We start from the raw sequence: 22,568 nt of genomic DNA on the forward strand, positions 1-22,568 counted from the left end.
TCAGGCCAAACCGGATTGACGTAACTTCAACGTTTGAGCGTTGGGAGGGATAAAAAATCTCCCCCTTCGGTTAATGAAGGAGGCGTACTCCCTGAAATAAACCCCCAGTTAAACTGGGGGATCACTTGAAGAATCCTGAACAGAATGATTGCAGCCTGTGCCCGGGTAGCTTGTTCGTGCGGAGCAAATCTGCCTTCGCTCATCCCGTTCAACACACCCGCCTCCGACAATCTGGATACAGATTGCTTGGCATAGCTGGAAAGATCACGCTCATCTATGTAAAACTTTGTTTGAGCGGTATTTAACGGCATATTCACATAAGCCATTGCTCTATCCACCATGACCGCGATGTCTTGCCTGCTTATCGGCTCGTTCACTCCAAACCGACCATCCTCGTATCCTTGGATGATCCCAGCCTTTTTCGCCGCTGCAACAGCCTCGTAGTACCACGTCCCCTTGACAGTGTCCGTAAAGCCGGTTTCTTCATTTCCAATCTGAAGGTTCAAACTCTCGGCCAGCAGCTTCACAAATTGGGCGCGGGTTACAGCTGCATCAGGCTGAAACTGGCCTGGCGCCATACCCTGAATGATCTCTTTGGCCGCCAGATTCAGGATGGCGTTTTCCGCCCATGGCACGCTTGTCAGATCGGCAAAACTTACGTCCGCTTCCAGAATCGTATAGGCGCTAAAGCGCTCTGGAACAAAGATCAGCTTGCCTGCTTCCCGATCAAGCCGGCTGCTTCTTATTACCTGCATCTTGCCCGGCCCGTCCATATCATACGCCACGATTTTATCCGGATGCTCACCGGCTGTCAGGACATAACTCAATTCAACTGTTGCCGCTTTCTGTCCTGCAAAATCAGTGATAGGCCTGCCGTCTGCCTGCAATTGAACATCAAACACCGTATTCCCGCCAATCCGTTTTTTCACACCAGAAGAAAGATGATTCTTATTCAAGGCGGTCACCGACAAGGTCAAATTATCCGCACCGGTCTCGGCTGCCGCTTTCGCCAGCCAATCCGCCGCTATCGTTACAGTAGCCAATTTCAAACGGAAGGAGATTGAATCGACGGCTGTGTCCGCCTTCCCTTCAAGCAATGCTTTAGCTGGAAGCTGCACAGTCACACCCGTTAGGGAGGAGGACGTCTGTACGTCTATGAATATCTTTCCGTCATTCGGCTGCTGCAAAATGGCAAGCAACTCCTTAGGTTTCACCTTTAACACAAGTTGCCCTTGGCTATCCGGTTCATTATTGAATATGAGAGAAGCTCCGTTAACGGTGGTGTCCGGGCCGGTCTCAACCGGATTTGTCACAACCCGGTTTGTCTCGATCGAATTATTAGGACCAGAGTCTGGCTCGTTCTCCCTTGTAACATAGAGGGTATATACTTTGAGTGTGCCATCTTCTGCGGTAACCTCAAGCGTGATCCGATTCAAGCCAACCTGCAGAGGCACCTTTACAGCCCTATTGTCCGCTGCCACCCCGTTCAATTTCAACGACGCCAGGTCGTCATACACTGACGCAGTAACACTTACGCTGCTTACGCCATAGCCTACAGTTGCGCTATATTCGGTTATGTCCGAACTGAAGACTGGAAACAGGGATCCAGGACTTAGTATCAACCCGGATAAATCTGCATTTGGCGACTTGGTACCACCGGAAGGTTCCTCACGAACCACCGTAACAAGGTAAGTTTGGGTTCCCGCTTGTCCGTTGACTTGGACAATTACCGAATTGTGTCCTACATCCAGCAAAAGGGGGACCGGGCTCCCGCTCACTGCACCAATGCCATTGATTTTGAGCGTTGATGCTGGGTCGTACACCGACGCGGTAACGCTAACGCTGTAGACCGCATTCGTCACGCTGGCCGTATAGTCGGTCACATTCGGGTCAAATGCCGGCGTAATAACTCCTTCGCTTAGCCGCAAGTCGGACAATTTGAGGCTATCCTTCGCGGTCGATCTGTCTTCCGTATAGGATCCAAAGAACTCCAATTCCGAAAGATTCCCGAACCAGGAACTATCATTGATAATCTTGATATAGCGGTAATAAGTGCTCTCCGTAACCGTCAGCCCTTGCCAATCCCAAATATTTCGGGACATGGATGAAATCGGCTTAAACGTAACTCCGTCGTTGGAGCCCGCCACATAGATGCCCATCATCCGGCTTGCCAAATTGGTGGTCATTCTTGGAGCAATTTCCACACTACTGAGCGACACGGCTCCCTTCCCGAAATCGAAAAGATAGTACACGCCGTTACCGGCGCTCGACGAATTTTTAATATCTATAAAAGTCGATGAGTTTCGGTCAAATAATCTGGGGCCGACTTCCATTCCACGATCTGTCGGTCGATTAAAAGTCAGCGTTGCTTTATCCAGAATATTTCCAATGCTATGGGAAACGTCCGAAACTAGTACAACAGATCCATCCGTTATGTCAACCACCGGTATTCCTGATGTTTCAACGTGGTTATTTTTTGCATCGAGATACTTGTAGTTGACCTCGATTTCAGCGTATCTGCTTGCATTCCACCTGGCTGCCTCCGGACTGAGGGTTACCGATGCCGTGTAACGCAACTCGTCAAGCTTCGTTACCGTGGCGTCCATTCCGGCAATGGTTGCATTCAACTGCGTGAGCGGCTGTTTGGACGTGATGCTCAAAGTGAGCGTATTGCCGGCGATGGCTTTCTTAACCGGCACTTGAGCGTTGCTGCTTGCACTGCTCCCCTGCATATGCTGTGTTAACGAATCTGCATTACTACTAATGGCCACGCTGGCTATTCTGGAAGGGATTTCGGTACGCTCGCCATAGATTCGAAACTCGCCTACACTGAGAATACCGTTTTTCTTTGCATAGTAATCGTTGGATTCATAGGTTGAAATCCTGAAATACCGATAGGCTTCACCAAGCTGTTCCCGTCTGACATTTAAGGTCTGCATTTGCGTGCTGTATGCAGCTTCTTCTGTTAACTGTACCCATGAATCTCCGTCAAGCGATCCATAAACAATCGCGCCTGACATTCTTTCCGGCCAAATATTGCGCGGTTGCAGGGCAAAACTTTTTGGAAGAACCCGGAAGTTAGGACCGAAATCCATAATGAAATATTTGGCCGTCAAATCGCCGCTGAATGTAACCGTGTTGTCATCGACCAAATAGGCATCGTAGCCGGACTGCAATGACGATTTTATTGAACTCTTTGTATAATCCAAACTTCCATCGCTCAATGTCGGATTCATGAGCTTCATCGAGGCTGCAGCCTGGGATAACTCATTCAGCGCGGCATAAAAGTCGCTATCCGATGCGGTATTCACCACACTTTGAACGTTGCTATAGACTTCACTATATTTTTCTAATGAATCCGATTCATACTCCGTGTCCTTATCAACATGGGATGCCACATACTCAATGGCTGCTTGTCGGTCACCAGCAACATGAATCATAAGACTCACTGTCGAAACTGTGGTGCCATCGGAAGCCACAACAAGACACTCATAGGAACCCGCCTGTTGAACAGTTGGCGTCCAGGTAAAGGCTCCGCTAGCAGGATCAAGTGTCGCTCCAGGCAGTGTATCTCCTTGCAGATCATAGGTGACAACGTCCGAACTGTTTTGGTCAACAGCCGAAAAATCGTAATAAATCGTGCTCCCGGAAAACAACGCCATATTCATACTTTTGGCGGTATTTTTGAAGGAGGGAGGAGTCAGCGAATTGTCGGCTTTGATATCCATATAATCAATGTCCACATTTGATCCGTTTCCGACAACATTAAAGTACAACATGAAAGTCTTTGATGGGAATTGACCATAAGAGACTGAATTTTGTCCCATATCAAAGGTTACATACTGCCATTGATTGTTGGTTTCCGGCAACTCAAGAATTTGGAACGGCTTTGAATCTTTCTCTTTCTTCAATTCAAGCTTGGCCCAACCGTTGGTGCGAATTTTTAAAGCGACATTCGAAGTGTTGTTTCGATTAATAAACATCAGCCGATAAGCTGCAAACAAGGTTTGATTGTCACTGGCTATCGTACTAATATAACTGACGTCGCCTTCGGTCTTCGTGCTAATATGTGATGTGCTTTCCTTGACCTGGTTTGAACCGTCTATAATGCTAAAGGCATCCTCCAATTGCAGCAGATATCTCTCCTCATGGGAGGTGTTTTTCCTTACCCTTCTGGCAATGGAATCGGCCGGTTCATTAGCTGCCTCCTTCGGAACGTAAATCCACCACTCCGCCCCGGTCTCCACCTTGGATACATCCGCTGCCGATCCGTCGCCTGAGAAATAGTAATTCGGCGCAACCCGGCTCTTGAATGCTTTCACAAAGTATGGAGCTTTCGCTTCCAGTTGTTCATCCGTATAACCGAGCTTATAGCGGTACACATAATACAGATCCCAACCGCCCGTGCCTAAGTAGTGCATCCGGCCTTTATATTCGTCTGAAGGTATAGAGTATATCTTTTCTTTTGCCCACTCCGACTCGGCCGTCGATTTCACAGGGGTCCAATTAATATCGAAGCCTTCGGCGAACTTGGCATAATAGTCGGCTCCCATCAAAATCCGGTCATTCAAAAATTCATAGATGGATATACCCTTCGAATTAATGGTTCCGCTCGCTGGATCAACCTTGGTCCCCTGAGCATCCACCATTCTGGCGAGATTAATAAAGTTCGTCACGTCTCCTTCCCCATGCGCCAGGTCCCGCCCCATTTCAACATGCTGTACATGAGGTTTGACAGGTTCATCTGTTTCATCATTCTGGGTCATTTCCCGGAACAACCAATAAATGGATCCCGTCATATACTTATCCGGTGCCGAATCGTTTACGGTTAACCACTCTATTGCTTTTGCATAATTTTCCGAATCATTCTTAAAAATATAAGCAGCAATCGATCCGTACAGAGGATAATTGTGCTGATTCATAAATTTGTCGTTAAAATCCAAAAAAGTGCTTACCGTCGGGTCTATCACATTCTTAGTAAACTTCTCCGTATCTTCATCGGTCCATTTTAACTCTTCCGATGAACTAGTATACCGAAGGATTTCTGCAGCCATAATCATATGGTACAAGGGAATTCCCGTATGGATATGAGAATCCGTAAAATATTGGTATTTATTTGGGTCCATCTGTTCCCAGAATCGAATAATACGCAAAGCGTTTGAACGATAGGTTTCGTTTCCAGTAATGTAGTATAATAACGACTGGGTATATGCCCGTAAACCATCTCTTGACGCCATGTCCTTCACATTACTGGCGTTATAGGCATCCGTTCTTATCGATATCCCATCAGAAGAAATACTTGAAGTAAAGGCTGTTTTTGCATAGTCTGTTTCCAGCATGGCCGTAAAGTAGCTGTACCAGGGCTCTTGCTTGTTTTCAATTTGCGTTCTCAGATTTTCCAATACCTCTTTGGTCACACCAATACCGGGATGGATAAATCCTTCGTCACTGGTCACACTAATAATTTCCACCTGTTGCTTCAATCCGCTGGCGGTAACTTGCAATGCTGATGCAGATGTCACTGTCACAGGCAACCACGACAAAATCAAGAGCATGGAAAGCAGTATGGACACCCCGCGACGAAGCCTCCGCTTACTTGTTAATCCTGTATATCGTTCCATCGGGTCTCGCTCCTTCATCAGATTAGAGTATACGAAACGAATGCTCTCCAAAATTAAAGCGGTTTCATAAAGTGTTAGCGCTTTCATTCAATCCTTATAACAATCACCTCCAAAATAAGTTAGTGGTTTTCCTTTCCAGAGGAGGACTCATAAATTATAACAACCACTTTACACGCGCAGGAATGAAGTTTTTCAAGAAAAAAGTGCAGTATTTTTTGAATTGATCAGTTCAAAAAAAGGTGAACGTTTATTCAAAGCTGACGATAGAGCGCTATCGACAAAAGGGGCTCTGACGAGAAAACGTCACATGTTCCCAATGAGGAAAACGTGACGTTTTTTTAAGGATCCTCTCAATCAGCATGAGCGTTGGCATGCGGGGCGGAATTTATTCATCTTCCTTAAAGACAGGCGTTATGCTTAGCTCAAATGAAAATGTCTTCTCCTGCAGGCGATAGTTTTCGTGGAGTTCCGGTCCGCAGGAATTGGAGCCGATTCCACTCATTTTGTAATCCAGATGCACGATCGTTTCCTTGCGCGGATGCAATTCGTGATCATGCTTGGCGGCGGTTAAGTCCTCTGGTTTATAATGCGACGCCTGGAGCGAAAACGGGATAGGCGCGTCAAATCGGAGGCCCATACCTTGCTTGTTCGAAACGATCGCCCACTCCGTGCCGTAGCGCGAGCCGTTCTCCTGAGGCCTGATGTAGTTTTCGAGCATGTCGTCCACGGACAACTCGAATTTGCTCTTCCGCGTACTCCGCCGCTTATCTGCGTAGCTTTCGTGCGGGCCGTATCCGAAATATTCGACCTCCTCCGCTCCGGCGGGCATCGTCAACTGGAGACCGAAGCGCGGCAGAAACGGTAATTCTTCGCGTAGCCGCACCTCGGTGCGGAGGGACACGCGACCATTGTTGTCGAACCGCCATACCGTCTTGCCATGCAGGAGCGGATAGCGAATATAGCCGCCGAGGGAGTAGTCGACAGTAATGTCCACGGCTCCGCCAGGCCGCTGGGTCCATTCACAGCGGTACACCTTCATCATCGCCCGGTCGTAACCTTCCGTCATCCACTTGGATTTCATCGGTTGGTCATTGTCGATCGGAGCCCGCCAGATGTTCCATTTAACCGCAGCGGCAAGCATAGGCACGCCGTGTCTGGATATACCGATGATCGTTCCGTCGTACAAATCGAAGGTATGCCGGAAATCGAAGCCGTCCATAACCAAGCGATGCCCATCCTCATTAGCTAGGAGTGTATGGCCATGGCCTAAGGCGCGCTGCGGCTGGACTTGCTCCGGCAAATTCGCATGCGGGTTATCCACCGGAAGCTCAAATTGCTCGAACATAATTTCGTAACCAGGCTCGGCCCAGCGGGTTTCCTGCTTTTGCCGGCAAGACAACGTAAGGAAATACCGTCCTTCATCCTGCGGCAGCCGATAAGGCAGCATCAGCGTTTGCCGTCCGCCGTGCGGCGCCGCCTCGAGCTGCATAACCTGCCCTTGCTCCAGCACAACGCCGTCCTTCTCTACTTTCCAGTAGAGTGCCAGATGCGACAAATCGATAAAGTCGTACAAATTCGTTATTCGCACTTTTCCGCTCGTCAAATCCTCGGCCTCAAGTCTGATGGGGGCAATGACTTGCTTCAACTCCAGCAAACCCGTATGCGGAACCCGGTCCGGGGAAACCAGACCGTCGATGCAAAAGTTTCCGTCGTTTGGCTTGTCTCCAAAATCTCCGCCATAAGCGAAGTAAGGTTTCCCGTCGGTCGTCTCGGCCTTGACGCCATGGTCGCACCATTCCCAGACGCAGCCGCCCATCAGCTTCGGATACTGATAGATGACCTTCCAATAATCCTGCAAATCACCGGGACTATTGCCCATGGAATGGCAATATTCGCACAGGAACAGCGGCTTTGTTTCCGCAATGTCATTGGCGTATTCCTCAATAAACGGCACGGTTTCGTACATATGGCTTTCCATGTCGAGAAACTCGACGTTAGCACTCCCTTTGTAGCGGGCCGCCGCCCCTTCATAATGTACGAGCCGGGACGCATCGCGCATGCGAACCCACCTAGCCATGGCGATATGGTTGACGCCGTAGCCGGCTTCGTTGCCAAGCGACCAGATGATCACGCACGGAAAGTTTTTGTCCCGCTCGACCAATCGCTCGGCCCGCTCCACAAACGCCGCTTCCCAAGCCGGATTGTCCGACAGTCTATTAATCGCCCCTTCGGCCCATTTCTCCGCCGAACTCATACCGTGGGCCTCCAGGTCCGCCTCGTCAATCACATAAAACCCGTATTCGTCGCATAGTTCAAGAAACCGCGGGTCATTCGGATAATGGGCGGTGCGGATCGTGTTAATATTGTGGCGCTTCATCAGATTCAAATCCGAAATCATATGACTCAGCGGAATTGCGGCCCCAAGCTCAGGATGGGACTCATGGCGGTTGACTCCCTTCAGCTTGACCGCTCGCCCGTTGATAAGAAACACGCCGTCCCGGGTCCGGATTTGCCTGAAGCCCGTCCTGAACAACAGCATCTCTTCGCCGGCCTGTACATAAACCCTGTACAAATACGGCTCCTCGGCATTCCACAATACGGGCTCCTGGATCTGCAACTCAATCGTTCCACGGCCCTCAATCACCGCGCTCAAAGTCTGAAGCGTGCAGCCTTCAGCGTCCCTGATCTCGACGGCTACCTCTTGGGAGGCGGTCGTTTCCACCTCGCACAACAGCTTTCCAAGACGAAAATCTTCCGACAGCTCCTGCTTGATGAAGACATCCCGAACATGTGCCTTATCCCTAGCAAGTAAATAGACATCACGGAAGATGCCCGAATAACGCCACATATCCTGATCCTCCATATACGTGCCGTCGCACCATTTCAGCACCATGACGGCAATCCGGTTGTCTCCGGTTCGCAAATAAGGGGTGACGTTAAACTCCGCAGGGTTCCGGCTTCCCTGGCTATAGCCGACGAATGCGCCGTTGATCCACAGGTAAAAACATGAATTCACCCCTTCGAAGACGATGTAGCTCTCTTTCTCCTTCCAGTTTTCCGATACGTTAAACGCTTTCACGTAAAGTCCCGTGGGATTTTCGCCCGGCACAAACGGTGGATCGCAAGGAATCGGATAGTTGGTATTCGTATAATGGAGCTGGTCGTAACCGTTCGTCTGCCAGCAGGAGGGTACGAGCAATTCGTTCCAGCCTGTTACATCCGCGTCCTCCGCATAAAAATGGTCCTCCACATGCTTGACGCTGGTATGATAACGGAATTTCCAAGTTCCGTTTAGCGTACGGTAAAACGGTGAGCGGGAACGTTTGCGCGAGGCGGCGGAAGTGGTATCCGCGTAAGGAATATAATAGGCTCTCGCTTGTTCCCGGTTCACGTGCAGCAGGTCTTGGTTATCCCAATACTTCTCAATGGCAATCATAACGATTCGCTCCTCCCAGATTCGGGTAACTTCCCTCGAACTTTCCGATGGGCCGAATGTCCTGTCTTATAATATACTGGAGAACCCGACCGTTTCGTATGAGTTTTTTTAAGTTTGAACCGTACTTTTTTCGCAACAGCTAGCCTCGCGAGGGATTGTCTGAACACTGATTTTATAAAATAGGCTTCGAACCGACGGATACTTCGAACGGCCGTTGAATCGCGCCATCTCCAGGTTGCTTCAGAGGCCGGAGGTCTACCCGGATGAGATGCTCTTCCGTTATCAGACTGATGCTGCCATCCGGCTCCCTTGTAACGCCCAGCTCATTTCTTCTCCACTCTCGGGGATACAGTACCGTCCAGAACCCTGCTTTGGCATCCGCGACCGCGCGAACGTAATCCATCAAGCAGATTCCCTGGTCCCCCCGGTCATAAAATGTGGTGGAACGGCCCTGGTCCAGAGTGATCGAATCGACCGTGCCCAGGAACACGGTCTCCAGGTCCACGCCGTAAGCCCCTTTCGAGTGGATCCGGCGGCCGTTCACCCGGGACGCTACGGCCGCCACTGGCAGATTGAACAGCACTTTCCCATCGAACTCCAATATCTCATCGCGAATAATGTACAAATCCGGCTTCCTCACATACGCCACATGGCGGAAATGTCTCCCTCGGCCCTCCGGATTCGCAATCTCGATCGTGATGCTCTCGATCTCTTCCCCCAATCGGACGTCAAGTACCCGGCTTGTTTTCGGGACATCCGCCCAACCGCGCTCCAGGCTGTAAGTTCCGGCCGACAAATTAATCTTGCTCCCCGGATCCCGCGGTATGAACTTTCGCTTCGTGGCGAATAGAAGGCAAGCGTGCGAATAAGAACAGATATGCCAAGGCGTGCTGCTATCGAAATACCCTTGGATGCCCGAATCCATGACCAGGGGAACGGAATTCTTGTAGAGCACGAACGAGCCTTGATCCAGATGGCCGTGCGCCACCGGCTTCCGGCTTGACATAATGGCGAAATAGCTCTCCCGGCCGCTCCCGAAGTCCTTACGGAAAATGTAGATTCCCGAGTCGGGATAATCGGCTGTGGACTCCAACTTGAGGGGTTCTCCCGGATCATAGCGATTCAGGCGGGGAAGAATGTTTTCCAGCAGGATTCCTTCGGGGCCCATTTTCTTGGCAGGCTTCCCGGCCGCGGTCCAGGTATGGTACATCCGGTCTGCCAAATCCTTGTCGATCTCGGCAATATCCGAGAGATAGGCGGCAAAATATCCGAATTCCTCCCCTCCACCGAGCGCATGATCGCCGAACGGTGGCGTACCCACCCTTCCGTCGAAATACACGTAACCCGGAGTCTGTACATCCGGCGGATATCCGAACATTCGTACCAGCGGCGTCGTTTCGAACCAATCTTCGCCGGTCACATTTTTCAACACCTTGGCGTATCCGGCAAACCGTTCCAGCGCGGCATGGTGATAACGTATCGATTCAGGCCACGAACCGTCGGGATTGACGTTCAACTCAAGCTGTGCCCTCAGAATGGCGCCCGCGTTGTTCAACCACGTATGGCGGTTCGGAAAATCGGGCAGTGCCATCATCATGAAGCCAGTCCCGACGCACATGTCGGTCTGCCAATTGCTGCAGCCTTTTTGGGCTTCATACGGCGACCATTCGGTCCGGTCTCTTAAATCCAGCAAATAGCGGAGCATGTACTCTACCAACTCGTAGAACTCAGCCTTCTCCTCCGGGCCGAATACGTCCGCCGAGCGGATCAGTGTATAACTGACCGCCATCACGCTGATCACCCGTCCGCCCTGCACGGCCCCGTAAGCGTCGCTTCCCTCCGGCCGCAAATTCGTCACCAGCCAATGCTCGGCGCCCTGACAAAAATCGTGAAAAATATACAGCATGGCCAGTTTCGCCTTCCACGCGTACTTCCGCTCCCCGGTGACGGCAAACCGGATAGCGTCGGCTTGCATCGGGAGCAGGAATCGCCCGCCGGGAACGGAAGATTTACGATTGAAAAAATATTCGAATTCTCCGACGAGCCGGCCTTGATCGTCCGAAAACGAGATCAGCACCCTAAGGCCTTTCTTCAATTTTCCGTCGAGTTTGGCCGCAAAGGTTAACGTACAGCCCGCTCCTGCCTCCACGGCAAACTCACCGTCATAAATCCAAGCTCCTTCATCGTCCGGGCCGGGATTGCAAATATACAGCGAACGTCTGACGCCCGTTTCACCGCTTACGGCTACCTCGGACGACGGGTTGGCCGTTTCGACGTTCTGAGCTCCGCCTCCGCTAAAAGGATAGGTGTCCTCCCAGCGGAAGATCGGTTCTCCTTTAAGCGCCTTGCTGTTCCAGTGTCTCGGCCCTCCCTCTCCTTCGTCGAAGCCACCGTTCCGGATGTTCAGGCTGCCTCCGCTTGCGGTCAGAATCTCCAAATCATCGATCCAAACATGTCCAAGACCGTCCTGCTCATTCTCCTCTTTCGGCAGGATCAAGGACAAGGTCGCTTTGACCGCACCAAGGGGGACCTTAAAATTAACAATTTTGTCCGTGGAGCTCCACAAGTAAAAACGCCGGTTCAACTCATCGTAATCCGCTTGGCCGTGCATGATCCCTGAAACCGCCTGCTCCAAATTCTCCACGGAATACAATTCGGTTAACCGTTCAATCTTCTTAAATTGCTCGCGGATCGTCGGTATGGAGGAAACCGCTAATTTCAGTTCCTCCAGCCCCTTCGCGGTCAGGTATAAGGATGAGTCCGGTTCGATATCCGTGCGTAAACGGCGGGAATGGCGAAACTCCCGCAGGCGGTTGAAGACATCGACGATTCTTCGGGCCGTCGACTCTCCACTGCTCATGGTGGAGAACTTTTCCAACTCCCGGAATAGCGCCTCCATCGACTCTGCAAGTCGAGTACCCGCCCCCGTGTCATAGTCCCCTATGCCATCGCCAAGCTTCGCCTGCTTTAACAGTTCCCGGGCCTTCTCAAGCACGAAGGCTGCCTTTCCGGGAAGGCTGCCTGTCCCTTCGCACAGCACATCCTGTTTCTCAAACCATGAAAGTGCCGGCTCAAGCCCGTAATGGGTAAACACGCTCCCTTCCTCCAAAAAAGGCGGAACCATCGTATACCTTCTGGTCGCGAACAGAACCGCTTCTTCCGGACGCGGCTTAAGGAACTCCCGGTTCCGGACAAACGGCAAGCCGTCCTTGCCATCCAGCGCCAGTTTTGCCTGCCGAAGTGTATCCTCCAGCGCCAGCTTGGCGCCGTCCGTGTAAAAGTCTCCCCTCATCTCCAGCAGCGTCTCCGCCCGCCGGACCAGTGCCCGGAGCTTGTCGCCATGCTGCGTATTCGAGGTTATCTCCATCTTTCGCCCTCCTCTTATCGTATTCGGTTTTGCTTCCCACCAGCGTCAAGATCAAAGCGTTATGTGCTACAAACCTCGCATCAACTGATCGTACAGCCACGGAGCCGATCGCGCTCCCGATATCTCATGGCTTCCCGGATGAATGTCGAAATCGAATCGTTCCCCCGCTCCCCAGCTCGCGTAAATGTCTTCCAACACCAAAACTGACTTTCGGACATGTTCTACCGGAAAGATCAGGTCCTGCTCCCCCGACTCCACGAACAAGGCGCGCGGGGCTATGAGACCAGTCAACTCGGGCTGCTCCGCATCCAGCAGAATGCCGGGCAGATAGTTATCAATGCAGTGATGCATAGCCATAATGCTGCCAAGGAAAGTGTTCGTCCAGCCGCACAGCACCGTGGCTTTCACGCGTTCATCGAAGCCGGAGGTGAAAGCGGCGATCAGGCCGCCCCCGGAGAACCCGAAAGCGCCAATTCGCCCAGCATCGGCATCTTCGCGCCCACAAATGTAGTCGATTGCCCGCATCGCTTCGTACACCCGCATGCCGGCCAGCGTCCTGCCGTACATCAGCAGTTGCGAGGACAACGTGCCGCATGAGCTGTAATTCGGCTCCGTCTTCAGCTCCTGGGCCATGCGCCGGACACCGAAGCCCATGATTTCGGGAATTACGACAAGCATGCCCGCCCGCACTAATTGAACGGCGAACCGGTTATGAATCCCCGGGTCCGCCAGCTCCGCATCTTCCGGGCCCAGTCCGGCCGCATCGCGCTGCCCGTTCCCGTGGCCGTGGCAGGCCAGAACGGCGGGCCATGGACCAGCCCCGGTCTTCGGAATCAGCACCATGACCGGCACATGCACAGCCTCCATCGTCGTATAAGAGACTCGCTCCAGCGTGAAGTCCCCGTAATCCACGCAATCCAGCAAAACCGCGTCCAGTGGGCGCTTCCGCTCGGGGAACCCGCCCAAGGCCCGTTTCAGCGCGCTGCGCAGCCGGCTCTGCCGCTCCTCCAAAGAAAGGCTCTCCCGGTTCCGCTTTTTTCGCGATTCGTTATCCTTATAAAGCCGCTTCAGAAAAGCGTCCGTTGTGTAGTCCATTTTCCCGCTCCTCATACGACTTCAGCGCTTCCGGACGATTCACGGCGCAGCACGCGGCCGGCCGTGTCGGTCTCCGTGATCTCCATGACCGCGTTCCCCCGATCGGCATCAAGACCAGTGACGCGAATCGTCTGGATTCTTCCGTCGGCGAGCGCGACCCTAACCTCGTCCGCCGAACTGGCCGAAGCGGACACGATCATCGGTCGCATCTCATAAGGCTCGACCATCGTCACGAACCTCGCCTCTTTTCCGACGCTCCGGGCGCTCAGCATTTTACGTCTGTAGGTTTCGTCGCCAAGCGGGTAATCGCTGCCGATCGAAGCGACCAGACGGGCAGCCCGGATGCCGGTCAGATCCACGCGGATGATCCCTTCACGATTCAAGTCGATCGGATTCGCCGGAATGGCTCTGTCGAAACGCCTGACAGCAATTTTGACCGGCCCTCCGAAATAATCCACCCCTACTCCGTTGCCCGGGTCAGTATTTTCTGTGGTCAGCGGAAGATCCGCGAGATACAACTTGCCGCCGGACTCGGTTTCGAGATACGGGTCGCCCCAAAAAATCGTCTTCTCCGATATTTTCGGTCGGCCGTTATCTCCGACCCCTTCCTCGGCCTTGACCCTCAGCTCCAATGTTTCGATTCCTTGGAGCGGAAGATCGAGATCCTCCCGGCCGAGAATCCAGGCGCCGAACCTGCCGCTGGCCAGCACCCGCCCGTCCCCGATGACCTCGTAGTACAGCCGCTTATCCACATGATGCACTTCGGGGTTGTTACCGACAATCATCTCCACTTGGGGTGGCCACAACGTGTAATGGTCGATCGATAGCGGTCCGTTTTCATTGTACTCGGTCCGATTGGCCCGGTTATCGTAGTCCGGACCGAAGCCCATTTCGAAATGAGCCTTGACGGGCCCCTTCATCTCATACCACTCGCAATCGGTAATGAGTTGGGCGCCGCCGAGCGGATCCGGGTCGAACTGCTCGGTGCGCTTATTTAGGCGCTTTTCTTCCCCTTCCAGACTGACCAGCCCTTTGCAGTGGAACAAACTGTCATACTCATGCTCCCGCTCGCCGGACACATAGTCGAACAACACGACATAATCATCCGTTACGACAGTCAAACGGCGCCCGAGGATCGGCTCCGTAAAACCGGTGCGCTTCGAATACTCCGGTTCGGGTTCGGGAATCGGCATGTGGCGGCCTTCTTTCCAGGTGCGCTCCCCAAACGTTTTGTCCCCGTCCACTCGCCAGCCGCCATAGGGGGGATAAGACCATCTGGCCGTGTTTTCCACCGCGCAGGCCTGAAAGAGGCTGCCGCCGTGGAACAGAATGCGGCGGCCTTCAGTAGGGTCCTGCTGTTTCCGGTCCACCACCACCATGTTATGGGTAATGGAGGTCTGCACATAAAACTTGTACATAAAGGTATGGTAGCTGTACCAAATATTTTCCGGGTTATAGAAGCTTCGGCCATAACGCATGATGGACAACAAGCTTAACCGGTCGTAGTGACCGTGAGCGCCGCCGTGCGTGCCGTACTTGACGACGGCCTGAATTTGCTCCCTCGGCTTTCTGCCTTCCGTCCGCGATCTTAGCACCGCCACGCCCGAATTGTCGGCGTAGGCGGAAGTGAGATACTTCTTCGACTCGCTGGGTGCAAGATTGGGAATGGCGTACAGCAAATCCCGGTCGTCCAGATTGCAGGTCAACAGAATATCTCCATATTCCGGTTTGCGGTACAGATAGTATGCCAGATCGAAACGGCCGTCCAGGTATCCTCTTTCGGAAATGCCCGGCAGCTTGGATTCCGCCGAGTCGTTGATGCCGAACAGGACGCCGCGATAATCCGCAAACGGAAGCAGGCTGTCCCAAAGCTGGGGGATGGAACGGTAATTCCGCATTATAGGACCCCAAATATCCAGGCACAATCCATCGATTTCCGGTTTGCTTCCGGGCGTGATCTGATCATGGTATTGCGCGGGTACCCACAAGTCGGCAAGGTTCATGCCCCATGGCCTACAGCTCTGCACGATCTCGGTAAACAGGCCGGCCGACATCAAATTGTAGCCGACGGAGCATTCGAACCACCAGCCGTCGTCCAGCGTCCCCTTGGACAGATGGTCCGTAAATCCCCCCGTACCGAACAAAAAGCGGTTCATCCGTTCCAAATCCTGCAGCGCCTGGCTGCAGTACAGCGCCCCGATCATTTCTCCGATCGTCCAGTTGGATATGCTACCAACGCACAGCGCCCAGTCGATCAAATCCATAAAAAGCCGGAAGGAATATTGCACATTCGCGTGATCTTCTTCCGTCAATAAGCCCGAATCCGCCAGTAAATCATAGACGGCGGCGGCATGCTTGAAGTACTCTCCTTCATGAACCAATTCCTGATGACAGGCCTGTAGCGTAGACGGGTAGCCCCGCTCCGGATCGACGGTCGCCCGCAGGAAGGAAGCGGCCTTCTCCGCGAGCTCCGTCCGGCCCGTCAACTTCCAGACTATCACCGCGTTCTCCGCTTCATTGGCATGATGGCTGAGGAACAGGAAAGGGCCGGCACTGGCCTCCGGCAGAACCCATCGGTCTGCACGTTGTTCATACCTGTCCAGCAGTTCCTTTGCCCAATCATGCTCATTAATCTTTCGCCGCACTTCATCCCAGCCGTCCGCCGTATGCTTGATATATGGATGGGGAAGCTCGCGCAGCGTAATAAGCGTGAACTGCTCCGCCTGTTCGCCCCGGCCGCCCGGCACCGCCGTCAGCTTCTGGATTTCATGCCCGCCGGGAGCGACTCGATCCGGCACTTCCACCCGAACGGCAATTGTTTTCGTTTCCCAAGGACTCAACACATATTCCTCCGGATCCACGTTAACGGTCATCGTTTCCCAACCGTATTTCTCCCGGGAGAAGACGACCGGCTGGGTTTCTCCCGTACAATTGCACAGGTGGACTACGTAAGTGGCCGTTCCGCCCCCGGGAGCGGATTTAGATAGAACGGACGTATGAGTATAAATTACCGGTCTCCGTATAAACCGGATTTGCCGGATGCGGATCGGTTCTTCCCCTCCGTCCCCCTTCCGATCCAGGGTCAGACGCAGGGAGCGCACGAACTTCCATTTCCCGGACAACGCTTTTTGATCGTCAAACTGGTCCAATGGAAACACAATACGTCTCACGCCGATATCTCCTCCTGTGATCAGACAACGGGAAGCCACATATTCGATCTCCTCCGGCAGGGGACTCTTGTTACGAAGCAGGCCGACTTCCGCTTTCAGCTCCAGTATCCCGGGCTGCGGCAACTCCGCTTCCAGCACCAGTCCGTGCCAGCCGCGCAGGTCCGCGCTGTAATCGTTACGGGTTACGAATCCTTGCATCACCCAGTGATTATCCAGATGAACGCCCGGATATTGCAGGGTCATCGATTGGCCCGGAATCAGCGTCAATTCGGATTGACCGGCTAACATCCTTTCCGAAAGATCGTTCTGAATTCGCTCCCATTCCAAAAGATTGATCATTGTTAAAATATCGTTCATCATGGCACCTCGCGGAATAAATTCATGTCCGGCTTCCAGTCATACTCATTGCTGCTTCTGGTTGTTCCTGCGATATTCCTTGGGCGTAATGCCGAAGGTCTTTTTGAATAAGGAACTGAAATAGGATGTATTCGGAATACCGACAGCCTCGCCGATCTTTGTTACTTTGTCCGGGCCGGACAATAGCAACTCCGTCGCTTTCTTCATCCGGTGCCGGGCAAGATAATCGATAAAGTACATTCCGGTCGCGTTTCGGAAAATATTGCCCAGATAATTCGGACTGAGATATACGCGCTCCGCAATCGTGCGCAAACCGATGTCCCGTTCATATTCTTCCTCGATAATTTGGATCACCCTCTGCACGATCGAGGTTTCGGACTGTTTTCGTTTTTCTTCCTGCGTATCCGTCAAATTTATCAGCCAATCGATCAGAATCCCTTTGATTTTCCGGAATTGATTCCGCCCCTGAAGGGATACTCTTAATTCCCACAGCGAGTTCCTGGTCTCATTGTCATGAAACTCCTCGGCGATGCGGGTAACAAGGCGCATGATGAAATCTTCAATGGAGGCGGGATCGATGCCTTGATTTTGCGCCAAATAGCGCATGGTCCGATGGACCGCCGCTTCCACTCTTGACCGATCACAGCCGCTTATCGCGGCACGGATATCATTCGCCAGTTTGACCAGTTCGTGCTGCATCTCCGCTTCATGCCTGCCCCATTGCTCTCGCAGCTTGACGATTTGCGAGTACTCGAGCTCCTCCAGCTCCCAAAACGAGCCGAAATACTGCGACAAAACCGCTTCATTATAACTGCGACGAATCTCTTCCGGACGGTCGACGCACCTTCCGGCGTAGCAGAATCCGAAGACTTCGCGGGCGGATCTGCCGTTCCAGACAGCTTCCTCGCCGGACTCATACTTGGCTATCCCCACGTTTGCTCCATCGTGAAATTCCATCAGCCACAATCCGTGCCCATCGATCTTCGGGACAGGTTCTTTGCCAAGAAGAAACACCTGAAAAGAATACTCTCTCAGTTGCACGCAAAGATCCGGTTTTCCCGCCAAAATATCCACAAAATACTTTTTGCAATAATCACGCCGGGTTTGTTCCATTTTCTCGTCGGCGATCCGATCCATCATTTTCCTTAGTTCGGCTTCCTCGACCGGTTTGAGCAAATAATCGTCGATCCTTGTCTTCAACGCTTTCTGAGCATAAGTGAAATCGCTGTAAGCGGAAAGAAAAACGATCTTGACGATTTTATCGCCTGCGCGAATTTTCTCAGCCATCTCGATGCCGCTCATGATCGGCATTTTAATATCGGTCAGTACAATATCCGGCCGAACGGACCGGTATAGCTCATATCCTTCCTGGCCGTTCGCCGCGGTTCCGACAATTTTGATACCGTAATCCCTGCTCCAGTCAATAAAATCGAGCAGCCCTTCCCGACCGATCCGTTCGTCATCGACAATAATCATCTTCATTACTGCGCACTCCTCCTTCAAAGCCCGCGCAGCTTCTGAAACCCATTAGTTTGCCGCTTTGCGGGCCTTGAACCAGACTTTGGCGGCTTCTTCCTCAAAAGCCACGCATTCATCGTAGCCCAGGCTCTTGGCTTTCTGGATCATCTCTTTCTTCAGTGCCTCGAATTCGTCATTGTTCTTGGCGTAGATCATTTTCCAGGATAGTTCCTTGATAATCGATCCGACCTGGTCGCGTTTAACCGCCAATAGATCGTCATATTGGAAGTTAGGAACATCCACGACCGTATAAGAAGCAACCCTGCCATTCTTAACCATGTATTCCTTTGCCGAAAGCACGCCGTCGTAGTGCTTCGTCCAGTTTTTGTCCAGCATCGTCGCGTTATCCTGAAGATAAGACTTCCAAGTCGTCTTGTTCATCGGCGCGTTCAAAATCGGACTTATGCTATTCCCATCCAATGCCGCACCATTAAACATCGTCTTGAGCGTGTCATCAACCTTCCCTCCGCCCCACTCTTCAGGGACAGCCGTCTCATAAGGCGCTTTACCCAGTTCCGTCACGATGGGTTCGCCTTTCTCGTTAATATCCCACAGTAGTCCTTTGGGTCCCAAATGATAAGCAAGGGCTCCTTCATCCGAATAAAAAAAGTCAAGAAGCTTGAGCGCCGCCTCCTTGTTTTCCGTGCTCGACGACACCGCCCAGAACCAACTACTGCCCACCGTGGAACTCTTCGCTTCCGCAGCCTTCAAATTGGCGAACGGAATGCGCTTGTAGCCTTTTCCCTGCTTCACCAGGTCCTGATTCATCGGGTTGAAGTTCAAATCGCCCATGTAACCGAACATCCAGATCGCTGATTGCCCCTTCTCGGCTTTCTTCAAAAAATCCGCCCAGGTTTGAGAAACCGAGTCTTCATCCAGCATGCCGTTCTGATAAAACTTGTTGAACCATTGCAATGACTTCAGATAATAGCTGTCGTCCGCCAGAAGATTCTCCACCTTGTCTTCCGTAGCGTGCGGCATAATGAAACTATATTTGTTTACTCCATCGCTTGCCGTGTACCCGTAGGCCTCGGCCACTTTTTGAGCCATGCCGACCGAATTGCCGTCCCACTCGCTAAACAGCGATAATCCGTAAAATGTATCGCCGCCCTCGGTGGTCGGATGGGCCTTGACCATCTTTTCGATAACGTCGTAAAAGTCCCAATAGTCCTTGACCTCCGGCGTTCCGAGTTCCTGATAGTAATCGAACCGCAGTGACGGGATCACAACCGGATCGATTTGGTTAACTTCATTGGAGGCGGATACTCCCGTCGGTATGCCGTACACGCCGCCAAAGCTGTTCTTTACCCGGTCAACGGCCTTGCTAAAGCGAGCAATGTTGGGTAAATTTTTGAGTTCGTCTTTCAGATCCAGCACAGCGCCGGCGTCAATCGCCTTCTTGAAATCGGCCGCCGAGGTAAACACGATCAAATTGCCCAGATCGCCAGTCGCCAGCTTGGTCTCGAAGCGCGAGGAACCGCCGACACTGTTGGGCACGACATTCAGGGCCACATTCGCCTTATCCTCGAGGTATTTTCCCATGTAACCATCTACAGGGCCCTCATAAGTGGCGGATTCACTATAGATAATCAGCTTGGAATTGCCGTTATCATCCTTTCCCGACTGCTCCGAATTGCAGCCGACCGAAGCGAGCAGCAGCAATGTCGCAGCCCCCAAGAGCCCCACTTTTTGAAATATCTTCGTTTTCATAATGACCTCCTGAAAATTTTTTTGATATTACCCTTTGACCGCACCGATCATAATGCCTTTGACAAAAAAGCGTTGAAAGAAAGGATATACCAGAAAAATCGGAATAACCACAATCATCGTAACCGTCAGCTTAATTGATTGCGCGGTCTGCATATTCGCGCTTACTTCTTGCCCTGACACCGTGCCGGTATTTACGATATTGGCCAGCGCAGTCGCCTGGCTGAGATAACGGTACAGCACATACTGCAACGTATGGAGATTGTCTTTAGTAATGTAGATGACAGTATCCATGAAGCTGTTCCACTGCCCAACAGCCGAAAAAATCGCTAAGGTTGCCAAGATCGGCAGCATCAGCGGAAACGCGATTTTTAAAAAAACGGTGCCAATCCCCGCTCCGTCCATTTCTGCCGATTCCTGCAGCTCATCGGGAATGCTCGATTCTACATAGGTCTTGACCAGGATCATATTATAGGCGGACACCATGCCCGGAATGATATAAACTAGGAAATTGTTCAGCAAACCGAGTTGGTTAAACAAGAGATATACCGGGATGATCCCTCCCCCGATGTACATCGTCGTTATGAAAAAGCGGTAAACAAAGGAGCGAAGCCACATTTTCCGCTGGGTCATCATGAAGCCGAGGAAGCCCGACACCAGCACGGTCAACAGCGTGCCAAGCATTGTTCTGAGCACGCTGATCAGGAGCGCGTTGTAAATATTCGGAATCTGCAGCACCTGAGCATAGTTGCCGAAGTGAACTCCTTGCGGGAAAAAGCGAATCAGCCCCCGCGCGCTCAGCACATTATCGCTAATGGTATTGATGAAAATGTAGTAAAACGGATACACACAAAGAAGCATAAACAAAATAAAAAACAAATAGTTAAATACGTTAAAAACCTTTTCGCCAAAGCTTAGTCCATGGCCCCCTTTACGGTATAGCGCTCCGTCGGTTTTCAGTCCGATGTTATGATCCATCATCAGAATATCGACTCCCCTCTTAACGTCTTGGACAGACGGTTCACGCTGAACAGAAGCGTCAGGCTGACGAAGGATTTCAGAATGCTGATCACGGTGGCCAACGAAAAGTTCCCCTTTAACAGCCCGATGTTGTACGTATACAGATCAAGTACCTCGATTGAGCTCTTGTTCATAGCGTTGGAGAACACGAAATACTGGTCCATACCCGTATTGATCATATTGGCGACCGCCAGTAGCAACAGCACGAAATACGTCGGCAACAGCCCCGGTACCGTAATATGCCAGATGCAGCGGAAGCGCCCCGCTCCGTCGATTCGAGCAGCTTCGTACAAATCCTGGGAGATACCGTTGATAGCGGCGAGATATAAAATCGCGCCCCAACCCAGCCCCTTCCAAATATCCAGCATGGTCATTTTGATCCAAATATGCTCCGAGCTGGCCAAAAAGTTGATCGGTTTCTCGATTACGCCCAAGTTGACCAGCAGGCCGTTAACGACCCCGCTATCGACGGAAAGCAGCGAGAAGACGACCGAGAATACCAGCACCCAACTGATAAAGTGAGGGATGGTGGTCAGCGTCTGGACGACCCTTCTCATCCGGTTGCTGCGGATTTCATACAGCAGGATCGCAAACGCCATTGGCAGAAACGAGAAAAACAGATTCAGAAAGCTCATACCGAGCGTGTTTTTCAGCACCCGAATAATTTCATACACCTGCTGCTCCGAATAGACCAACATCCGGAACCATTTCAAGCCGACAAAATCCATCCTGAATATCGACATCCCCGGCCGGTAATCCACAAAAGCGTAGAGCCAGCCCCAAAGCGGCAAGTACGCGAAAACGAACACAAAAATCATAAACGGCAAAACCATAAAAAACAGTTTGTATTTGGTTTGGATCAAATGATCGCTCACCCCTTTCCTTTTCAAAAAAATGTAATCGCTTACTTTTTCGTTTTTATTTTATCATTCACGTTCAATTTTACTTTTGTTAAAAATCAACACTTTCTTTGGTTAGCAACACAGTTTTCATCCCCGCTCCCGAAATACAGAAAAGCCCTTCATCCATACAGAGAAAGAGCTTATGACATAGATTACTTACTCATATAATCATCTTCCTGCTTTTGAACTTACGCTTCTTGTCCAAGCCGGCCCGCTGTTGCTTTTCATGCTTAAATTTATCACTCCTGAAGCTCGGGTTACATGCGTTTCTTTAAGATTCTTATCAAGTTTTTTAGGGATTATTTCCCCCATTTCTCGCTTTAAGCAGCTTGATCGTTATCGAAGTGCCAACTCCTATTAAGGAACTCGAAAATG

At 51.7% G+C, this 22,568-nt stretch carries 9 protein-coding genes; all 9 read right to left on the reverse strand.

The genetic code is table 11. The annotated features are described in order from the left end of the window. Positions 1 to 26: 26 nt before the first annotated feature. Positions 27 to 5,621 (reverse strand): S-layer homology domain-containing protein, encoded by a 5,595-nt coding sequence (locus tag DFP94_RS08890; protein ID WP_181873076.1) that lies wholly within the window; start codon positions 5,619 to 5,621, stop codon positions 27 to 29. Positions 5,622 to 6,006: 385 nt separating this feature from the next. Next, entirely contained in the window at positions 6,007 to 9,057 is a 3,051-nt protein-coding gene (locus tag DFP94_RS08895; RefSeq protein ID WP_114496106.1) for a glycoside hydrolase family 2 TIM barrel-domain containing protein, read from the reverse strand. Positions 9,058 to 9,229: 172 nt separating this feature from the next. Next, positions 9,230 to 12,424 carry a heparinase II/III domain-containing protein gene (locus DFP94_RS08900; protein WP_114496107.1) on the reverse strand — a complete coding sequence of 1,065 codons (3,195 nt, stop codon included), beginning with the start codon at positions 12,422 to 12,424 and terminating at the stop codon, positions 9,230 to 9,232. Between the two features lie 66 nt (positions 12,425 to 12,490). Continuing rightward, positions 12,491 to 13,519, reverse strand: coding sequence for an alpha/beta hydrolase family protein (locus DFP94_RS08905; protein WP_181873077.1), 1,029 nt, complete (start codon positions 13,517 to 13,519; stop codon positions 12,491 to 12,493). A gap of 11 nt (positions 13,520 to 13,530) precedes the next feature. Then, positions 13,531 to 17,046, reverse strand: coding sequence for a hypothetical protein (locus tag DFP94_RS08910; protein ID WP_114496109.1), 3,516 nt, complete (start codon positions 17,044 to 17,046; stop codon positions 13,531 to 13,533). 45 nt (positions 17,047 to 17,091) lie between these two features. Beyond that, positions 17,092 to 18,528, reverse strand: coding sequence for a response regulator (locus tag DFP94_RS08915; protein WP_114496110.1), 1,437 nt, complete (start codon positions 18,526 to 18,528; stop codon positions 17,092 to 17,094). A 45-nt stretch (positions 18,529 to 18,573) separates the two neighbouring features. After that, complete coding sequence (locus DFP94_RS08920; protein ID WP_114496111.1) at positions 18,574 to 20,274, reverse strand: extracellular solute-binding protein; 1,701 nt, start codon at positions 20,272 to 20,274, stop codon at positions 18,574 to 18,576. Positions 20,275 to 20,301: 27 nt separating this feature from the next. Continuing rightward, positions 20,302 to 21,252, reverse strand: coding sequence for a carbohydrate ABC transporter permease (locus DFP94_RS08925; RefSeq protein ID WP_245954641.1), 951 nt, complete (start codon positions 21,250 to 21,252; stop codon positions 20,302 to 20,304). After that, positions 21,252 to 22,154 (reverse strand): ABC transporter permease, encoded by a 903-nt coding sequence (locus tag DFP94_RS08930; protein WP_220270901.1) that lies wholly within the window; start codon positions 22,152 to 22,154, stop codon positions 21,252 to 21,254. The genes DFP94_RS08925 and DFP94_RS08930 overlap by 1 nt, the downstream gene beginning before the upstream one ends. Positions 22,155 to 22,568 lie beyond the last annotated feature (414 nt).

It is taken from the genome of Fontibacillus phaseoli, assembly GCF_003337355.1.
Lineage (GTDB): Bacteria > Bacillota > Bacilli > Paenibacillales > Paenibacillaceae > Fontibacillus > Fontibacillus phaseoli.